This window comes from Nocardiopsis sp. NPDC006139 (genome assembly GCF_040614155.1).
GTDB classification, from domain to species: domain Bacteria; phylum Actinomycetota; class Actinomycetes; order Streptosporangiales; family Streptosporangiaceae; genus Nocardiopsis; species Nocardiopsis changdeensis.
This window is the reverse complement of sequence record NZ_JBEXTT010000009.1, coordinates 217,154-234,279: the sequence shown is the minus strand read 5'-3', so window position 1 is coordinate 234,279 and position 17,126 is coordinate 217,154. Positions and strand designations below refer to the sequence as shown.

The window sequence follows — 17,126 nt, the reverse complement described above, 5'->3', positions numbered from 1 at the left end:
TTCTATCCCTGGGCTGTCATTCCGTAGGTCGGCATCACGAGAGTTCCGTCTGGTCGAATGATGACGAAAGCTCTCATGTAGGTGGGTCTGTCCTTTCTGTCGAAGATATGGTTTCCGTCAAAGTCGAGAATCGGGCGCATGAACGTCCATTTCTGGGCCCCGCCGTCCAAGGGGGTGATCTCGGAAACCCGACCTTCTCGAATCGTTGTCTCAGCGCTGTTCAGGTAGTCGCTTACGACGTTCCCCCCTTGCTCTGCTGTCGGGATCTCGTTGTAATGCTTTCGTGCGTGATAAGCCGTAGCCGTCTCGTGGCCCATCTCGATGTTCATGGCCTGTAGGCGTATGGATTGCTCCATGTCGGCGTGGGGGAGACTGGTGTCCACGTAGGTCGGATCGCCGTCTCTCAGTTCTCTGACCGTGGAGTGATCTGCTTCCAATCGTGCCGAGATATCAATGTTATGAATTTCCTGGGCTGCCAATTGCTGGGCCTGTTTCTTGCTGATCTCCCCGGCTTGAAGTTCTCTTGTGAGCTCATCGAAGGTGGCTTTGTAGTACTCGTACCTGTAGGCGAATTCTCGCGGATTCTCGGCACCCTCTAGGGCGAAGTTCGTGGCGGCCGGGTGTAGTTCTCCGTCCAGCTTTTTGTTGAACCCTTGGCTTAGGGCGCTTGCTGCGCGCTGCCATTGGTCGCCATCTCGAGGATTGCTTCCGCGGAGTTGACTGATTTCTTCGTCCGTCAATCCGGCCTGGCGTAGGCGTTCTTCTAGCTTATCTGCATTTTCGAGCTTTCTTTCGAGCTCTGGGTCGGCGGCCGGTTGCGAGGGTTGACTGTTCGAGCCGTTCGAGTTTTCGTGGTTCTCGTCATCACCGTTGTCGCCGGTGCCGGTGGGGTTCCGGGGCGGTTGTTCGTCGCCGCCTCCGCTGCCGCCGGCCTGGGCCTCCGGGCTGCCGGGCTCCTCCTGGGGATTCTGCCCGTCCTCGCGGTCGGCGTCACGGTCCGGCGAGCGCACATCGTCCTGTGCTCGGTCCTCGCCGCCCTCCTCGGGGGTCCGGACCGGGTCCTCCTCGGAGCGCTGTGCGTCGGTTTCGTCCCGCTGCGGGTCGTCGCCGCGGGAAGTCACGGGCTCGGGGGCTCGGGGCGCGTCGGGCTCCTCCCCGCGGGGGCGGTGGGAGGGGGCGTCCGGGGTCTGGTTCTGCGGGGTGGGGGCGGCGCCGTCGCCCGAGGAGGGGCGGTCCGGCTGCGGGGTCGGGGTGTCCCGGTACCGGTTCGGGTCCAGGAGGGACTCCCGCAGGATGTCGAGCCCGTGGTCGAAGCGCTCGCCGGTCGGGGCCGAGCCCGCCTCCCCTTCGCGGGGCCACGGGCTGCTCTCGCCGGCCAGGGGGCGGCCGTGCTCGGGGGAGTGCCGGTCGTCACCGAAGCCCGGCCCGTCCGAGCCGCCATGGCCCCCGCCGTTTCCGAACGATCCCAGCGTCAGCCCGGTCTTCAGCGCCTTGATCGGCAGCCCCGCCGTCAGCAGGACCGCGTTGATGCCCGTCGTGGCCCCGGTGTACTCGGGGTCCTCCTCCCGCTGCGACCAGGCCGTGTTCCCCTCGATCGCCTCGTCGAGGACGGCTTCCATGTTGGTGGTCCACTGGGCCCACGTGGCGCCCCGGAAAGGCTCGTCCTTCTTGGCCGGGTCGAAGAGCCAGTTCTCACCGTCGTACAGCCCGACCACGGTGGCCGCGCCCAGTCTGGCGTCGTTCCAGCCCGCCCTCGCGTTCTCCCAGCGCCCCTCGGGGTCGAAGCGCCACCCGTTGTTCGGGTGCCAGAACCCCAGCAGCGATTGGGCACCCACGGCGGCGCCCCACAGGCCGTCGACCACGAGGACGTCCCAGGCCGCCTGGTCGGTGCTGCTGTCGAAGCGCGCCATGGACGGGTGGAACTCCGACCCCGCCCATCCGGTGATGTCGTTGACGAACGCGTTGAACCCCGCGAAGGTGAAGGCCGTCTCCGGGTTCGAGAGGTCCAGGTCCCGCTCGCCCGCGTCCGTGGGGAGCCCGTAGACGATCACGTCGTCGCCCCGCGCCTGGTCGGGCGCGACGTAGGCGGCGCCGCCGTACACCGAGGAGATCGTGGTGGCGCACGTGTTCTCGGCCTCGTTGAACGCCGCCCAGGCGGTGTTCACCTCGTCCTTGAGCCGGATGTTCTCCAGGAGGGCGAACTCATCGGTCTCGTCGTCCTTGTCCAGCCACCAGACCTTTTTGTCCTTGTTCCTGTTGTAGAAGCCCTGGGCCTCGATCCGCAGCGTGTTCAGCTTGCGGCGCGCGGTCGCGGCCGCCTCCGCGAGGTCCTCCAGGGCGGTGGCGACGGTGCCGAGGTCCGCTTCGATCCCCTCGCCCCGGGTCACCACCGGGTCCATCTTCGAGAACAGGTCGTCGCTCTCCGGCGCGCTGTAGTGCGCCTGGAGTCCCGTCCAGGTGGAACGCATGTCCTCGGCGTCCCCGGCGAGGGCCTCTCCGCCGGAACGCAGCTTCTCCGCCGCGTAGTTGAGCGACCAGACATCGGTCAGCGGGTAGGGGATGGTCTCGGGGTCGATGAGCGTGAACATGTTCGGGTCCACGCCGCTCTGTGCCTCGGTGGGCTCGAAGCCCCCGGACGTGGTCATCAGTACACCTCCACGTTGGGCGGGGCGCCGCTGTCGCCGCTCCCGAGGCCGAGGTTCTCGCCGGTGCCCGCCTGGCTCTGGGCTTCGAGCGCCATCTCCTCCTGGCCGGAGTTGTAGGCGACGGTGGCGTCGTTGGCCCCCTTGAGGCAGGACATGCTGCGGACGAACATGGCGTCCGTCTCCGTCGTGAAGTGGGTGAGGAAGCCGCTCAGCGCGTGTTCCACCGGCGGGCTCTTGACGTTGTCCAGGGCCATGTCGATGCCGTCCGCCGCGGAGTCGATGGTGGAGGACAGCCCGCCGCCCTCCAGGCCGAGCTGTTCACCGAAGGCGGTGAGGGTCAGCGAGACCCCGTAGACGTCGATGTTCCACTGGCTCATCGGCGGTCCTTCCGGTTCAAGGGGGTGAAGCGGTCGGCGCGGAACACGGCCTCCGGTACGTCCTCCGGGGCGCTCGTTCCGCTCGGGGCATCAGGGGCACTTGGGACACCGGGGGCGCCAGGGGCGGCCTCTGCCGCGCTCAGTTCGGCGACCTGGGCCCTGAGCAGGTCCAGGGAGAAGCGCACCTCGTGGATCGCGTGGGCCATGCGGGTGCGGACGGGCCGCCCGCGAAGGTGTCCGGGATGCGGAGGTGCGGGGGGTGTTCGGTCGGGTGGGCCGCTGTTCTCGTGTGATGCCGGAACGACGGCGGTGTCCTCGGGCGAGGGCTCTACCAGTTCGAACTTCACTCTTCCGGGTCCCTGTTCGCTTCGCTCGACCACTGTGCCTGGATCATGGGGAGTTCAGTGGCATTATGCGTATACGCGGTCACAATCGGGATTCGGTCCCATTCGGGGCTGTAGCGGCCTTTTTCGTACTCCGGTGATGTTCACCTGCGCGAATTCGCGGGAGTCCAAGGCCGCCGACCGTCCGAGTGAAATGGGTCACTTTCGTGGGTGGGCGAGAAAAGCGACCCCCGGGACGGTCACTCGTGTTCGCTTCAGCGGGTGGCGGACTCCAGGTAGGCCAGCTGCTTCTCCGCGAGGGCCAGGGTGTCCAGGGGTGAGTCCACGTCCCCCAGCACCGGGTACCAGGCCGCCGCCCGACCGCCGGAGCCGAGGAGGGTCCCCTTGATCGGGCCCGCCTGGGCTCGGCGCCGCCCGATGCGCTCCAGCCGCTCCGCTCCGACGGCCACGCCGACCGGCAGCGCGGGCCCCGACCACACCGGCGCGTACAGTCCGTCGCCGGATCCCGGGGTGCGGCGGACGCGCAGGCCTTCCAGGGCCCCTTCCTCCGCCAGGGCCGCCACCAGGGATGGAAGCGCGTCGAACGGAACGGCCTCCTCGTCCGCGAAATCGATCATGAGGGAGATCCGCTCCATGACCTCCCTGCCCCGCCAGGAGACGCGGAGCTGCCCCGAGAACGGGTGGCCGCTCCCGTGCGGCCCCGCGAAATGGAGGATGGCCGAACGCGGGCCGCGCCGCCGCGCGAAGGCGGTCAGCCGCTCCCGGTCCCAGCGGCGGAGCGCGGGTTCGTGGGGTCCCCACCCGGCGGGGGCGGTGCGGGCCAGGTGCTCGGTCGCGATCTCGACCGCACGGCCCAGGGCCGGGGTGAACGGATCGCTGTGCACGACGGAGGCGTCCAGCACGAGTCGGGTCCCGGTGAGGGAGGACGCCCGCTCCACGAACCCCGGAACCGGGCGGACGTCCGGTTCCCCGGCGGCCCACCCCAGGCCGACCGGTTCCTTCTCGGACAGGAAACCGTGGGTGTCGTCCCAGTGCACCGGCAGGCCGGTGAGGCCGTCGTGGCAGGCGCCGGAGTCGTCGCGCACCACCCAGCGCCCCAGCGCCGAGGCCAGGAGGGTCCGTGTTCCGTAGGTCAGCCGTGAGGCGGACGGGGTGAGCACGTGGAGCGTCCGCTGCCGGGCCCAGGTGGCGACGGCGTCGGCGAGCCAGGAGGAGAACGGCACCACCGGCCGGTCCTGGACGACCAGGAGGGCGCGGTCCGCGGAGCGTTCCGCCGCCGGGTGCTCCGTCTCCTCCCACAGTCCGGCGTCGGCCCTCCCCGAGGTCCACACCGCGCCGCCGAGCCGCAGCACCAGGCCGTCGGCGAGGTCGTGCGCCGCCTTCCGTCCCGCCTCGTCGGGGCGGGAGCGGATCTCGACCCACCAGCAGGGGGCGGGCAGGTTCGCGGCGAGGTCGGAGCCGAGGAGGCGGTCGACCTCGTCCCGGTTCTCCACACGGAGCCCGGGCTCGAAGGTGGCCAGGAGGCGGCCGTCGGCGTCCTTGATCTGGAGGAGGTCGGTGTCGTCCCGGTACCTGTGCAGGAACAGCTCGGGGTCGACGCGCCGGAGGGCCCGGGCGACCGCCTGCTCGTCGGGTTCGGCGGCCACCAGGGCGACGACGTCGTAGCTCAACGGCACTCCTCGGGGCTGGGGACGGACCGGCCGTGAGGCGGGCGGGTCACCGTGCGCCGACGAGCATACTCATAACGTTACGAACCGCCCGTTCCGGGTCCGGCGGGCAGGCGGGAGAGGGCGGCTTCTCCGGCGGGACGCCAGGTGGGCTTGCCTCCGGGGAGGCCCCGGTCGCCGGCGCGGCCGATGGCGATGAGGTCGAGGGCGCGCAGCAGCGCCCACCCCCGGGCGCGGCGCACGGTGGCCGGGTCGGCGCGGGCGTACGCGGAGAAGAACGCCGCGTCCGCGCCCGCGGGCAGCAGGAGCCAGGCCGCCGAGAGGTCGGTCGCCGGGTCTCCGGCGCACATGTCGCCGAAGTCGATCACCCCCGCCAGGGTGCCGTCCGCTATGACGGTGTTGGCCGGGTGCAGGTCGCCGTGGATCCACACCGGCGGCCGGTCCCAGGCGGGGGCCGCCAGCGCGTCGTCCCACACCCGGCGGAGCCGGTCGGTGCCGCCGCCGGGGCCCAGGGAGTCCAGGCCCCGCTCGGCCGCCTCGGCGAGGTGCTCCAGGGGGACGCCGCGGTCGGGGCCGAGCGGCGCGTCGTCGGGGGCCCGGCGGTGGAGGGCGGACAGGAAGCCGGCCAGGGCCCCGGCGGCGTGCGGGCCGCGGGTGATCGGCGACCGGTCGCCCGGGCCGCCCGGGACCCAGGCGGCGACGGACCACGTGTCGGGGAAGCGCACGGTGGGCTCGCCGACCCGGACCGGCACCGGCACCGGCAGGGGCAGGCGGGGCGCCAGCAGCGGCAGCCAGCGGTGCTCCTTCCGGAGCAGGGAGGACGCACGCGGCGTGCGCGGCAGGCGCACCGCCAGGCCCTCGCCGAGCCGCCACATCCGGTTGTCCCAGCCGCCGTCGACCAGCTCCAGCTCCAGCCCCGCCAGGTCCGGGTGCTGCTCCTTCAGCAGCCCGCGCACCAGCTCGCCGTCGAGCGTGACGTCCTCCATCGGCCTCCCCTTCGTCGTCGTTCCGCCTGCTCCGTGCGGTGGGCCGGTCGAAGGCCGCGCCCGGAGGGGGCCCTCGAGGATCCGCGTGCGGGCGGGGGCCTCCCGCCCGCCGGGTCCGGGTCCGGGTTCGCGGCGCCGCTCGACGAGTGCCTCGACGGCGGGGCCGCGGGGCCTCCGGGGCCGCTCATGGCGGGCCTGCGACCGGACGGGCACCGGAGCGCGGGTATCCGCATACTCCCGGTCGGCGCCCCGCGCGGCAACCCCCGGCCCGGGCGGTTCCGGGCCTTGTGAAAACGAACAGCGCTCGTTTAATGTGGCCCGACCACCCCCCGAGGAGGCCGCCGTGGGACGACCGCGCACCCCCCTCCTGAGCCCCGAGCGCATCACGCACGCGGCCCTGGAGATCGTCCGCGAGCAGGGCGACTTCACCGTCGCCGGGCTCGCCGCGCACCTGGGCGTGCGGGTCTCCTCGCTCTACAACCACGTCCGCTCCAAGTCCGAGATCATCCAGGCCATCCGCCGCGACCGCCTCCTGCCCGCGCTGGAGCGGCTCCGGGACGAACCCGATCCCCGGCGCCTGCTCGAACTGCTCGTCCTCGACTACTACGACTTCCTCAGCCGGGTCCCGCAGCTCGTCCCGCTGCTCGTCTCCGAGCCGATCCGGCAGCCGGAGATGCTCGCCTACTACGACCTGATCGCCCGCTCGATCGCCCGCATGGGCGTGCCCGAGGACGAGGTCATGCCCGCCCTCGGCCTCCTGGAGGGCTACGTGCTCGGCGCCGCCGTGGACCTGGGCTCGGAGCCCTTCGACCCGCGGGACACGGACGGGGCGCCGCACCTGGGCGCGGCCCTGTCCCACCGGGACGCCGACGACCCGCGCAGGCTCCGCTCCTTCGAGGCCGGCCTCGCGATCGCGCTGCGCGGCCTGGCCGCCGGCGCCCCCTGAGCGGACCCGTCCGCCCCCCATCCCCCGAGGAGACCGCACTTGACGAACATCCTGATCCGCGACGGTGTCCTGTTCTCCGGCGGACGCCTCCTGGAGGCCACCGCCCTGGCCGTCCGGGACGGCCGGATCGCCGCCGTCGGCACCGAGGAGGAGGCCCGCGCCGCGGCCGGTCCCGGCGCCGCGGTGGTCGACGCCGCCGGCGGCCTGGTGACGCCGGGCTTCGCCGACGCCCACGTCCACGCCTGCTTCGGCGGGGTGGAGGCCGCCCGCTGCGACCTCACCGGGGCCGCCACCGCCCGGGACTGCCTGGACGCGATCCGCGCCTACGCCGACGCCCACCCCGACACCCCCGGCGGCTGGGTGCTGGGCGGCGGCTGGGGCATGGCGCTGTTCAGCGGCGGCACCCCCACGCGGGAGCTGCTGGACGCGGTGGTCCCCGACCGGCCCGTGTTCGTCATCAACGCCGACCACCACGGCGCCTGGGCCAACAGCCGCGCCCTCGCCCTGGCCGGGGTCGGCGCCGACACCCCCGACCCCGCCGACGGCCGCATCGAGCGGGACGCCGACGGCACCCCGTCGGGCACCCTGCACGAGGGGGCGATGGACCTGGTCGGACGGGTGGTCCCGCCCACGACGGCGGCGGAGTGCGAGGCCGGTGTGCTGGCCGCCCAGGAGTACCTGCTCTCGCTCGGGGTGACCGCCTGGCACGAGGCGATCGTCGGCGAGTACGCCGGGTACCCCGACATCGCGCCCGCCTACGCCGCCCTGGCCTCCGCAGGAAGCCTGCACGCCCGGGTGACCGGCGCGGTGTGGGTGCCGCGGGGGCTCGCCCCCGACGGCGTGGACGACTTCGTGGCCGGCCTGCGCGCCCGCCGGGACGGGCCGGGTCTGCGCCTGGACACCGCCAAGATCATGGTGGACGGGGTCGCCGAGAACCGCACCGCCGCCCTGCACGACCCCTACCTGTCGCCCTGCGCCTGCGGCGGCCCCGAACGCGGCCTCGCCTACTTCGGCCAGGACCTGCTCGACGCGCTCGTGCCCGCGCTCAACGCCGCCGGGATCGCCGCCCACTTCCACGCGATCGGCGACCGCGCCGTCACCATGGCGCTCGACGCGGTCCGGCGCGTGGCGCCCGGGCACCGCGCCCGGGTGCGCAACCACCTCGCCCACCTCCAGGTCGTCGACCCCCGCGACGTCCCCCGGTTCCGGGAGCTGGGGGTCACGGTCAACATGCAGGCCCTGTGGGCGTGCGTCGAGGAGCAGATGACCGAGCTGACGCTGCCGCTCCTGGGACCCGAACGCGCCCGATGGCAGTACCCCTTCGGCTCGCTCGCCGCCGACGGGGCGGACCTGGCCATGGGCTCGGACTGGCCGGTGTCCACCCCCGACCCCTGGCAGGCGGTCCACGTCGCCGTGAACCGCCGTTCGCCCGGCGACACGGCGTCCCCGCCGCTGGAGGCGGGGGAGGCGCTGACTCTGGCCCTGGCGCTGGAGGCGTACACGGCCGGATCGCACCGGCTGCTCGGGTTCGCCGACTCCGGCCTCCTGGAGGCGGGAAGGGCCGCCGACCTGTGCGTCGCCGACCGGAACCCCTTCGCGGGCCCGCCGGAGGACGTCCACCTCACCCGCAACCGGCTGACCGTCCTGGACGGGCGGATCGTCCACGGCGGCTGAGCGGAGCCCCGGCCCCCGCCCCGGCCCGCCCGTACCCCGCGCCCGGCGCGGCCGGGCGCGGGCCGGGGCGCCGCGGTCGTACAGGACCCGCCGGGTACCGTCCGGGTCCGGCGGAGGATGGGCGCACCCCTCCGGGTCCCCGGGCTCAGGTCCGGTTCTCGGCGCTTCCGGCCAGGATGGGCTGGTCGACCAGCCGGGACAGCACCAGGGTGCTCTTGGTGCGGACCACGAAGGGCTCGGCGCCGATACGCTCGATGACCTCCTCCAGGTGCCGGGTGTCGCGCGCCCGCACCTGGACGATGGCGTCGGCCTCGCCGGTGACCGTGCAGGCCGAGGTGATCTCGGGGTAGGCGGACAGGCCCGTGCGGATCTCCCCGGGGGAGGTGCGCGCCCGGCAGTACAGCTCGATGAACGCCTCGGTGGTCCAGCCGACGGCCTGGGGCTCCACCACGACGGTGAACCCGCGCACCGCGCCGGACTCCACCAGGCGGTCCACCCGCCGCTTGACGGCGGACGGGCTCAGCCCCACCTGGCCGCCGATCTCCGCGAAGCTCATGCGCGCGTCCGCGCCGAGGATCGCGATGATCCGCTCATCGACACGATCAAGACGCATGGTGTCCCTTTGTCCACTTCTGATGCCGGCGGTCACATCGTACCGGCGCGTCCCCAGGTGAGCCGCCGTGTCGTTTCCTATGGTCACTGATGGTGACATGGACAATGCATATGGTCGCAACGCCTGGGCGAGGGAGTGGACACGTGCGAGCACCGTCTCTGACCGTGATGTCGGGGGTCCTCATGGCCTCCCTGGTGGCGGCCCCGGCACCCGCCGCGGCACAGGCCCCCGCCCCGGAGCGGCCCGGGACCACGCGCATCGACCAGAAGGCCCTGCGCTGGGGGCCCTGCGAGGACCTCGACCCCGTGGGCGACGAGACCCTGGAGTGCGCGACGCTCACCGTCCCCATGGCGCACAACGGCCGCGGCCCCGGCGACCCCGTCCGGATCGCCCTGTCCCGGGTGCCCGCCACCGGCGCCGCCGAGCACACCCTGCTGGTCAACCCGGGCGGGCCGGGCAGCGCCGGGCGCCGGTGGGCCTCCTACACGCACCTGCGCATGTCGCCCGAACTGCGCGAGGTCTACGACGTCGTCGCCTTCGACCCGCGCGGCGTGGGCGCCTCCACCCCGAGGATCACCTGCGACCCGGAACACTTCACCCCGCCGCGCCCCGACGGCGTCCCCGCCGACCCCGGGGCCGAGCAGGCGCTGCGGGCCGACGCCGAGGAGTACGCCCGGTCCTGCGCGCAGAACACCGGACCGCTGCTGGACCACATGCGCACCGAGGACATCGCCCACGACATGGACGCCATCCGGGCCGCCCTGGACCTGGAGCGGATCGACTACCTCGGCTACTCCTACGGCAGCTACCTGGGCACCGTCTACTCCGCCCTGTACCCGGACCGGGTGCGCTCGCTCATCCTCGACAGCGTGGTCGACCCCGACACCCCCTGGTACGAGAGCAACCTGCGCCAGAGCCTGGCCCTGGACCGGTCCGCCCGCGACTTCTTCGGCTGGGTCGCCCGCCACGACGCCGCCTACGGCCTGGGCACCGACGCCGACGCGGTCGAGGAGGCGTACTACACGCTGCGCTCGGAGCTGGCCTCCGAGCCCGTCGACGGCGTGGTCGGGCCGACCGAGCTGGAGAGCGCCGTCATCGTCGTCGCCTACAGCGGCGCCTCCTGGCCGACCGTGGCCGCCGCCCTGTCCGACCGCATCGTCGACGGCGACCCCGCCGCCCTGAAGAAGCTCTTCGACACCTACGGGGAGCAGCCCGACGCCGACACCGACACCGGGTACGGCGGCTACCTCGCGGTCCAGTGCACGGACGCCCCCTGGCCCAAGGACTGGGACACCTGGCACCAGGACGCCGAAGGAGTGCACGCGGCCGCGCCCTTCATGGGCTGGCACAACATCTGGTACAACGCTCCGTGCGCCACCTGGGACGCCGAGGTCGAGGAGTGGTTCCAGGTCGGCGACGGCGCCTACGAGCACCCCGCCTACCGGGGCGACGCGCTCATCGTGCACGCCACCGGGGACGGGGCCACCCCCGTGGAGGGCTCCTACTCCCTGCGCGACCGGCTGCCGGGGTCGGCGCTGGTCGTCGAGGAGGGCGGACTCACCCACGGGGTGACGCTCACCGGCAACGTCTGCGTCGACGAGATCGCCCGCGACTACCTGCTGGAGGGCACCCTCCCCGAGCGGACGGGGGGCGAGGGGCCCGACGCCGTCTGCCAGGCCCGGCCCGAGCCGTCCCCGCGCACCGCGCAGAGCGAGCCTTTGGTGGATCGCCCGGGGACGTCCGGGTGAGCGTGGAATAGGCTGGAATCAGCGCGAACGGACCTGATCCCGCGGTCGCGGAGCCGACGGCGGGCGGATGGGGGAGATGCGATGCTGCGGACCTCACCGGTGAGGATTCTCGGCGAACGGGACAGGGAGGCCGTGCGCGCCCTCCTGGACATGGATCCGGTGGGGAACGTGTTCGTCACCTCCCGGCTGATGGCCGCGGGGATCTCCGCGGGCAACGGGACCGAGGTGTGGGGGCACGTCGAGCACGGCCGCCTCACCGCGCTCTGCTACTCCGGGGCCAACCTGGTCCCCGTCAACGCGGGCCCCGCGGCGATCCGCAGCTTCGCCGACCACGCCCGCTGGCGGGGCAGGCGCTGCTCGTCCATCGTCGGCCCGGTCGACGCGGTCAGCGACTTCTGGCAGCAGGTCACCCCCGCCTGGGGGCCGGCCCGCGCCATCCGCGCCAGCCAGCCCGTGCTGGAGATCTCCGGCGAGCCCGCCGTGCCCGCCGACCCGCTGGTGCGCCGGGTCCGGCGCACCGAGCTCGACATCCTCGTACCCGCCTGCGTGGCCATGTTCACCGAGGAGGTCGGCGTCCCGCCGGACTCCGGCGACGGCGGCGCCCTGTACCGCGCCCGCATCGAGGAGCTGGTGCGCACCGGCCGCGCCTTCGCCCGCATCGAGGACGGCCGGGTCGTCTTCAAGGCCGAGGTCGGCGCGGTCACCCCGCAGGCCTGCCAGATCCAGGGCGTGTGGGTCCACCCCGACCTGCGCGGGCAGGGCCACTCGGTGCCGGGCATGGCCGCCGTCGTGCGCCACGCCCTGGCCGAGATCGCGCCGCGGGTCACCCTGTACGTCAACGACTTCAACACCCCGGCCCGGGCCGCCTACCGGCGGGTCGGGTTCCGACAGGTCGGAGAGGTCATGTCGGTGCTCTTCTGACCGGCGGCCGCCGACACCGCCGGGAGAAAGGGACCGCGACGGTGCACGGTGTCTACATAGCGTCCAGCGACGCCGAGGGGGACAAGCGCCCGGTCGCGCTCGGCCTGGCCGAGCTGCTGGCGGGGACCGTCGACACCCTCGGCGTGTTCCGGCCGGTGGTGGGCGCGGGCGAGCGCGACCCGCTGGTCGAGACGGTCCGCCGCAGGTTCGGGGTCGCGGCGCCCTACGAGGAGTGCACCGGCGTGGTCTACGACCGGGTCCGCGACGACCCCGAACAGGCCATGTCCGAGATCGTCGCCGCCTACGGGGCGCTGGCCGCGAAGTGCGCGGCCGTCGTCGTCATCGGCACCGACTACACCGACGTGGCCACCCCCACCGAGTTCGCGTTCAACGCCCGTGTCGCCGCCAACCTGGGCACCCCGGTGCTGCTGGTGCTCTCCGGCCGCGGCCTCTCCGAGGAGCAGGTCCGCGGCGCCGCCGCGGTCGCCGAGGCCGAACTCGCCCGCGAGCACGCCGCCCCCCTGGGCACCGTCGTGGGCCGGGTCGACCCCGACAGGGTCGCGGCGCTGCGCGCCGCCGGGCCCTGGTCGGTGCTGCCCGAGGTGCCGGGCCTCACCGTGCCCACCGTCCGCGACCTGCAACGGGCCTGCGGCGGGCGGCTGCTGTTCGGGGAGGACAAGCGCACCGGCCGCGAGGTGTCGGGCATCCTCGTCGCCGCCATGTCCCTGCCGCACATCCTGGACCGGATGCGCGACGACAGCGCCGTCATCCTCCCCGCCGACCGGGCGGGCGCGGTCCTGCCCGCGCTCATCGCCGCCCACCTGTCCCCGGACTTCCCGGCGATCGCCGGGGTCTTCCTCACCGGCGACACCGACGCCGACATGCCCGAACCCGTCTGGCGGCTGCTCGCCGGGATGCACGTGCGGGTCCCCGTCATCGCCACCGGCCTGGACACCTTCACCGCCGCCACCCTGCTCGCCGACGTCCGCGGCGGCGGCGCGCCCCTGCCCGACCACAAGATCGAGTCCGCGGTGGCCGCCTTCGACTCCGGCGTGGACGGGCCCGCCCTGCTCGAACGCCTCCAGGTGGCCCGCACCGACACCGTCACCCCGCTCATGTTCGAGTCCACCCTGCTCGGCCGGGCCCGCGCCGACCGGCGGCGCATCGTCCTGGCCGAGGGCACCGAGGAGCGGGTGCTGCGCGCCGCCGACCTGGTGCTGCGCCGCGACGTCGCCGACCTCACCCTGCTCGGGGACCCCCGCGAGATCCGGGCCCGCGCCGCGGACCTGGGCCTGGACGTGGCCGCCGCCGACCTGGTCGACCCGGAGGCGTCGCCGCTGCGGGACGAGTTCGCCGCCGAGTACGCCCGGCTGCGCTCCCACAAGGGCGTCACCGAGCAGCTGGCCCGCGACACCGTCGGGGAGGTCTCCTACTTCGGCACCCTCATGGTCCACCTGGGGTACGCCGACGGCATGGTGTCCGGGGCGGTCCACACCACCGCCCAGACCATCCGCCCCTCGTTCGAGATCCTGCGCACCTCGCTGGTGTCCAGCGTGTTCTTCATGTGCCTGGCCGACCGGGTGCTCGTCTACGGCGACTGCGCCGTCGTCCCCGACCCCACCGCCGAACAGCTCGCGGAGATCGCCTCCGCCTCCGCCGACACCGCCGCCCGCTTCGGCGTGGACCCCCGGGTGGCCCTGCTGTCCTACTCCACCGGCGCCTCCGGCAGCGGCGCCGACGTGGACAAGGTGCGCACCGCCACCGACCTGGTCCGCGAACGCCGACCGGACCTGCCGGTGGAGGGCCCCATCCAGTACGACGCGGCCGTCGACCCCGGGGTGGCCCGCACCAAGCTCCCCGACAGCCGGGTGGCCGGGCGCGCCACGGTGTTCGTCGTCCCCGACCTCAACACCGGCAACACCCTGTACAAGGGCGTGCAGCGCAGCGCCGGCGCGGTCGCGGTGGGGCCGGTGCTCCAGGGGCTGCGCCGCCCGGTCAACGACCTCTCCCGGGGCGCGACCGTGCGGGACATCGTCAGCACCGTCGCCATCACCGCCGTCCAGGCCCAGGCCGGGGACTGACGGGGGCCGCCGGACGGCCGCGGAGGTTTCGCACACATCGGTGTCAGAACGGGGTCGGAGGCGGTTTCGCGGCGTCCCGCCACGGTTAGCCTGCAAAGGGCGCCGATCGCGCTTTTCGTCACCGCACCCCGAGAGAGCGCCGATGACCCTGCGCAACCCGACCGGCCGCACCCGCCTGTCCCTGGCCTTCCTCCTGGCCGCCCTGGCCGTGCTGGGGCCGCTCAACATCGACATGTACCTGCCCGCGTTCCCGGAGATCTCCGCCGACCTGGGCGCCGGGGCCTCGCAGGTCCAGCTCAGCCTCACCACCTGCCTCGTCGGGCTGGCGGCCGGCCAGTTCATCGTCGGCCCGCTCAGCGACGCGTACGGCCGCCGCGGGCCGCTGCTGGTCTCCCTGGGCCTCTTCGTGCTGGCGTCCGCCGTGTGCGCGCTGGCCCCGAACATCGCCGTGCTGGTGGCCGGCCGCTTCCTCCAGGGGCTGACCGCCTCGGCCGGGGTGGTGCTCTCCCGCGCGGTCGTGCGCGACGTGTTCGACGGGCACGAGCTCACCCGGTTCTTCGCCCTGCTCATGGTGATCAACGCGGTGGCCCCGCTGGTGGCGCCGGTGGCGGGCGGCGCCCTGCTGTGGCCGGATTTCACCGGGTGGGAGACCGTGTTCTGGGCCCTGGCGCTGCTGGGCGTCGCCATCGTCGCGGTCACCGCCCTGCGCCTGCCCGAGACCCTGCCCCGGGAGCGGCGCACCCCCGGCACGGTCCGGGGCACCCTGCGCAGCATCGGCGGGCTGCTGCGCGACCGCGTGTTCCTGGGGTACGCGCTGGTCACCGGGCTGCTGCACGGCGGCAGCTTCGCCTACGTCGCCGGGACGCCCTTCGTCTACCAGGAGCTGCACGGGGTGTCCCCGCAGGTCTTCGGGGTGCTGTTCGGCATCAACGGGATCGCGATCATCGGCGGCAGCTGGGCGGTGGGCCGGTTCTCGCCGCGCTTCGGCGAACGCCGCCTGCTGGTCACCGCCGTCTCCGTGGCCGTGCTGGCCACCGGGGTGCTGCTGGCCGCGACGGTGTTCCAGGGGCCGCTGATCGCCCTGGTCGTCCCGATCTTCGTCTACATGACCTGCATGGGCATGATCCTCACCGGCTCGTTCGCCCTGGCCATGGAGGGGCAGGAGCGTCGGGCGGGCAGCGCCAGCGCCCTGCTGGGCGCGCTGTCCCCGCTGTTCGGCGCGGTGGTCGCGCCCCTGGTGGGGCTGGACGAGACGACGGCGGTGCCGATGGGCGCCCTGCTGTTCGGCACCTCCGCCGTCGGACTGCTGGTCCTGGTGGCGATGACCTCCCGGCGTCCCCGCGTCCCCGTCGCCGAGGCCTGAGCGGCGGTGCGGGATCCCCCGGAGGTCCGGCGGGCCTTCCGGGACCCCGTCCCGGGCATTGCCAACGTGTTGCATGTCACATGGCTCTCCCTGGGGCCCGCACTGTTTCCTTTGTCTGCATCGGGGAGGACACGTGACGGGGTTTTGTGGCCAATCCCAGGCAGGGTGAAGGCGGGTGTGCTGTTCTGGACTCGGCACACCCTTGTCTAAGGTGAGTGCAGGCGGCGCAACCCGCGCGCCCGACGCGGGTGATTGGAGTGACCGGATGGCTGAGGCGAGGCAACTCCGGGAATACGTGCCCGCGGAGGTACCCGAGAACGCGGAACCCGCCCCCATCGAGGGCGGCGACCTCACCGGCGGCGCCACCGACCACACCGTGTGGAGCTGCGCGGGCAACCTCACCGCCGTCCGCTCCGTCCGCGCCCGCGTACGCGACTTCCTCGCCCGCATGGGCCACTCCGAGACCGTCCTGGACGACGCCGAGCTCGCCGTCAGCGAACTGGCCACCAACGCCCTGCTGCACTCCCGCTCCGGACAGAGCGGCGGGGTCATGACGCTGTTCATCCGCTCCGACGGCTCCCGGCTGCGCGTCGCCATCGCGGACCAGGGGGAGCGCGCGGGGGAGGGCGGCCACACCCGCGAGGACGGCGACGACTTCGGCCGCGGCAAGCTCATCGTCGACAGCTGCGCCACCCGCAGCGGCGAGTACTGGAGTGAGGCCACCCACGTGGCCTGGTTCGAGATCGAGGACCCCCGTCCGGGCCTCCCCCTGGCGGGCGACACCGTCTGAGCCCCGCGGGCGCCGCGCACGGCCCCGGACCCCCGCCCCGAACCCCGTCGGGACGGAGGGCGGCGGCGTCAGGCGGTCAGGCCCGGGGCGGCGATCCGCTCGGGCTCGGGGGCGCAGCGCACCGTCACCCGGCGGCCCTCCGGAGCAGGGCAGTCCGCCCCCGTCATCACACAGGCCCCCGTCCACAGCGCCAGCGCCACCAGCGCGGCCCGCGTGGCCTCCTCACCGCGCTCGTCCACGGCGACCACGTCCTCGGCGGTCAGCGACAGGTGCTCGCGCAGCGCGACGAACCGCGCCATCAGGTCGCTGTGCGGGTACAGCGTCGTCAGCAGTCCCGCCCCGGTCTCCTCATAGCCCAGGATGCCGTTGTCGAACAGCCCCCGCGAAGGGCTGTACCCGGTGCCGTCCGGACTGGGCCGCAGCAGGTCCTCGAAGGGCGTCGTGCCCAGGGCGTCGCCGAACGCGATGACCTGCCGCACCCGCGAGCGCTCGGCCAGCTCCAGCGCCACGGGCGCCAGGTCGGCGCTCACCACCAGCAGGCGGGCGTCGGTCTCGGCCAGGGCCGCGCACTGCACGTCGGTATCGGAGGCGGGGGACAGGGGCAGGGCCCGGCCGCCCACCGCCATCACGGTGTAGGTGGCCAGGAACCGCTCGGGCGAGACCGGGGCCAGCACGCCGACCACGTCGCCCAGGCACAGGCCCCGCTGGCTCAGCCCCGCGGCGGCCCGCTCCACCGTGGCGGCGAAGGTCAGCGCGTCGACGCGCGCCCCCCCGCCGCGGATGCTGCCGCCCAGGCCCGGGCGCAGTCGCAGGCGCTCGCACAGCCCGCCGGTCAGCGAGCCGATGGGGTCGTCCCGGCGCGGCAGGTTGCGCCCCGGTCGTCCGGTTCCAGAAGACAGCCCTACCCCCATGCGTTCCCCCAGTTCACCCTGGTCGCGGCGGTACCGCCATCCGGGCTCGTCACGCCCCCT

The 17,126-nt window shown here is 73.4% G+C and carries 13 protein-coding genes; 7 read left to right on the top strand and 6 right to left on the bottom strand.

The window, feature by feature from the left end; all coding sequences use genetic code 11:
• Nucleotides 1-2: 2 nt before the first annotated feature.
• The 4 genes from ABZ249_RS14845 to ABZ249_RS14830 form a co-directional block, all read right to left on the bottom strand.
• Complete coding sequence (locus ABZ249_RS14845) at nt 3-2,645, bottom strand: hypothetical protein (RefSeq protein ID WP_355262353.1); 2,643 nt, start codon at nt 2,643-2,645, stop codon at nt 3-5.
• A complete protein-coding gene (locus ABZ249_RS14840; protein WP_355262350.1) occupies nt 2,645-3,022 on the bottom strand; it encodes a DUF6507 family protein in 378 nt (125 codons plus the stop codon). The genes ABZ249_RS14845 and ABZ249_RS14840 overlap by 1 nt, the downstream gene beginning before the upstream one ends.
• Nucleotides 3,023-3,620: 598 nt before the next feature.
• Nucleotides 3,621-5,036, bottom strand: coding sequence for a DUF6177 family protein (locus ABZ249_RS14835; protein ID WP_355262347.1), 1,416 nt, complete (start codon nt 5,034-5,036; stop codon nt 3,621-3,623).
• A 77-nt stretch (nt 5,037-5,113) separates the two neighbouring features.
• A complete protein-coding gene (locus tag ABZ249_RS14830; RefSeq protein WP_355262344.1) occupies nt 5,114-6,019 on the bottom strand; it encodes an aminoglycoside phosphotransferase family protein in 906 nt (301 codons plus the stop codon).
• A 343-nt stretch (nt 6,020-6,362) separates the two neighbouring features.
• Between ABZ249_RS14830 and ABZ249_RS14825 the strand changes: the two genes are divergently transcribed.
• Complete coding sequence (locus tag ABZ249_RS14825; protein WP_355262342.1) at nt 6,363-6,965, top strand: TetR/AcrR family transcriptional regulator; 603 nt, start codon at nt 6,363-6,365, stop codon at nt 6,963-6,965.
• Between the two features lie 39 nt (nt 6,966-7,004).
• Nucleotides 7,005-8,639 carry an amidohydrolase gene (locus ABZ249_RS14820; RefSeq protein ID WP_355262339.1) on the top strand — a complete coding sequence of 545 codons (1,635 nt, stop codon included), beginning with the start codon at nt 7,005-7,007 and terminating at the stop codon, nt 8,637-8,639.
• 145 nt (nt 8,640-8,784) lie between these two features.
• On the opposite strand, the gene ABZ249_RS14815 is transcribed toward ABZ249_RS14820, so the two are convergent.
• Nucleotides 8,785-9,252, bottom strand: coding sequence for an Lrp/AsnC family transcriptional regulator (locus tag ABZ249_RS14815; RefSeq protein WP_220559375.1), 468 nt, complete (start codon nt 9,250-9,252; stop codon nt 8,785-8,787).
• Nucleotides 9,253-9,419: 167 nt separating this feature from the next.
• Here ABZ249_RS14815 and ABZ249_RS14810 point away from each other — a divergent pair, with 167 nt between their 5' ends.
• From ABZ249_RS14810 to ABZ249_RS14790, 5 genes are all read left to right on the top strand, one after another.
• Complete coding sequence (locus ABZ249_RS14810) at nt 9,420-11,000, top strand: alpha/beta fold hydrolase (RefSeq protein WP_355262456.1); 1,581 nt, start codon at nt 9,420-9,422, stop codon at nt 10,998-11,000.
• 81 nt (nt 11,001-11,081) lie between these two features.
• Entirely contained in the window at nt 11,082-11,921 is an 840-nt protein-coding gene (locus ABZ249_RS14805) for a GNAT family N-acetyltransferase (RefSeq protein WP_220559376.1), read from the top strand.
• 41 nt (nt 11,922-11,962) lie between these two features.
• A complete protein-coding gene (pta, locus tag ABZ249_RS14800; protein WP_355262335.1) occupies nt 11,963-14,002 on the top strand; it encodes a phosphate acetyltransferase in 2,040 nt (679 codons plus the stop codon).
• A gap of 142 nt (nt 14,003-14,144) precedes the next feature.
• Complete coding sequence (locus ABZ249_RS14795) at nt 14,145-15,365, top strand: multidrug effflux MFS transporter (protein WP_355262332.1); 1,221 nt, start codon at nt 14,145-14,147, stop codon at nt 15,363-15,365.
• A gap of 265 nt (nt 15,366-15,630) precedes the next feature.
• Nucleotides 15,631-16,155 carry an ATP-binding protein gene (locus ABZ249_RS14790; RefSeq protein ID WP_355262329.1) on the top strand — a complete coding sequence of 175 codons (525 nt, stop codon included), beginning with the start codon at nt 15,631-15,633 and terminating at the stop codon, nt 16,153-16,155.
• Nucleotides 16,156-16,223: 68 nt separating this feature from the next.
• Here the strand turns inward: ABZ249_RS14790 and ABZ249_RS14785 are convergent, their stop codons facing one another.
• Nucleotides 16,224-17,066, bottom strand: a complete 843-nt coding sequence (locus tag ABZ249_RS14785; RefSeq protein WP_220559380.1) for an AMP-binding protein — start codon at nt 17,064-17,066, stop codon at nt 16,224-16,226.
• Nucleotides 17,067-17,126 lie beyond the last annotated feature (60 nt).

Excerpts from the sequence above, each read along its gene's own strand:
- ABZ249_RS14845 (WP_355262353.1), bottom strand. The coding sequence starts at position 2,645 with ATGACCACGTCCGGGGGCTTCGAGCCCACCGAGGCACAGAGCGGCGTG.
- ABZ249_RS14840 (WP_355262350.1), bottom strand. The coding sequence starts at position 3,022 with ATGAGCCAGTGGAACATCGACGTCTACGGGGTCTCGCTGACCCTCACC.
- ABZ249_RS14830 (WP_355262344.1), bottom strand. The coding sequence starts at position 6,019 with ATGGAGGACGTCACGCTCGACGGCGAGCTGGTGCGCGGGCTGCTGAAG.
- ABZ249_RS14815 (WP_220559375.1), bottom strand. The coding sequence starts at position 9,252 with ATGCGTCTTGATCGTGTCGATGAGCGGATCATCGCGATCCTCGGCGCG.
- ABZ249_RS14810 (WP_355262456.1), top strand. The coding sequence starts at position 9,420 with ATGTCGGGGGTCCTCATGGCCTCCCTGGTGGCGGCCCCGGCACCCGCC.
- ABZ249_RS14805 (WP_220559376.1), top strand. The coding sequence starts at position 11,082 with ATGCTGCGGACCTCACCGGTGAGGATTCTCGGCGAACGGGACAGGGAG.
- ABZ249_RS14795 (WP_355262332.1), top strand. The coding sequence starts at position 14,145 with ATGACCCTGCGCAACCCGACCGGCCGCACCCGCCTGTCCCTGGCCTTC.
- ABZ249_RS14790 (WP_355262329.1), top strand. The coding sequence starts at position 15,631 with ATGGCTGAGGCGAGGCAACTCCGGGAATACGTGCCCGCGGAGGTACCC.
- ABZ249_RS14785 (WP_220559380.1), bottom strand. The coding sequence starts at position 17,066 with ATGGGGGTAGGGCTGTCTTCTGGAACCGGACGACCGGGGCGCAACCTG.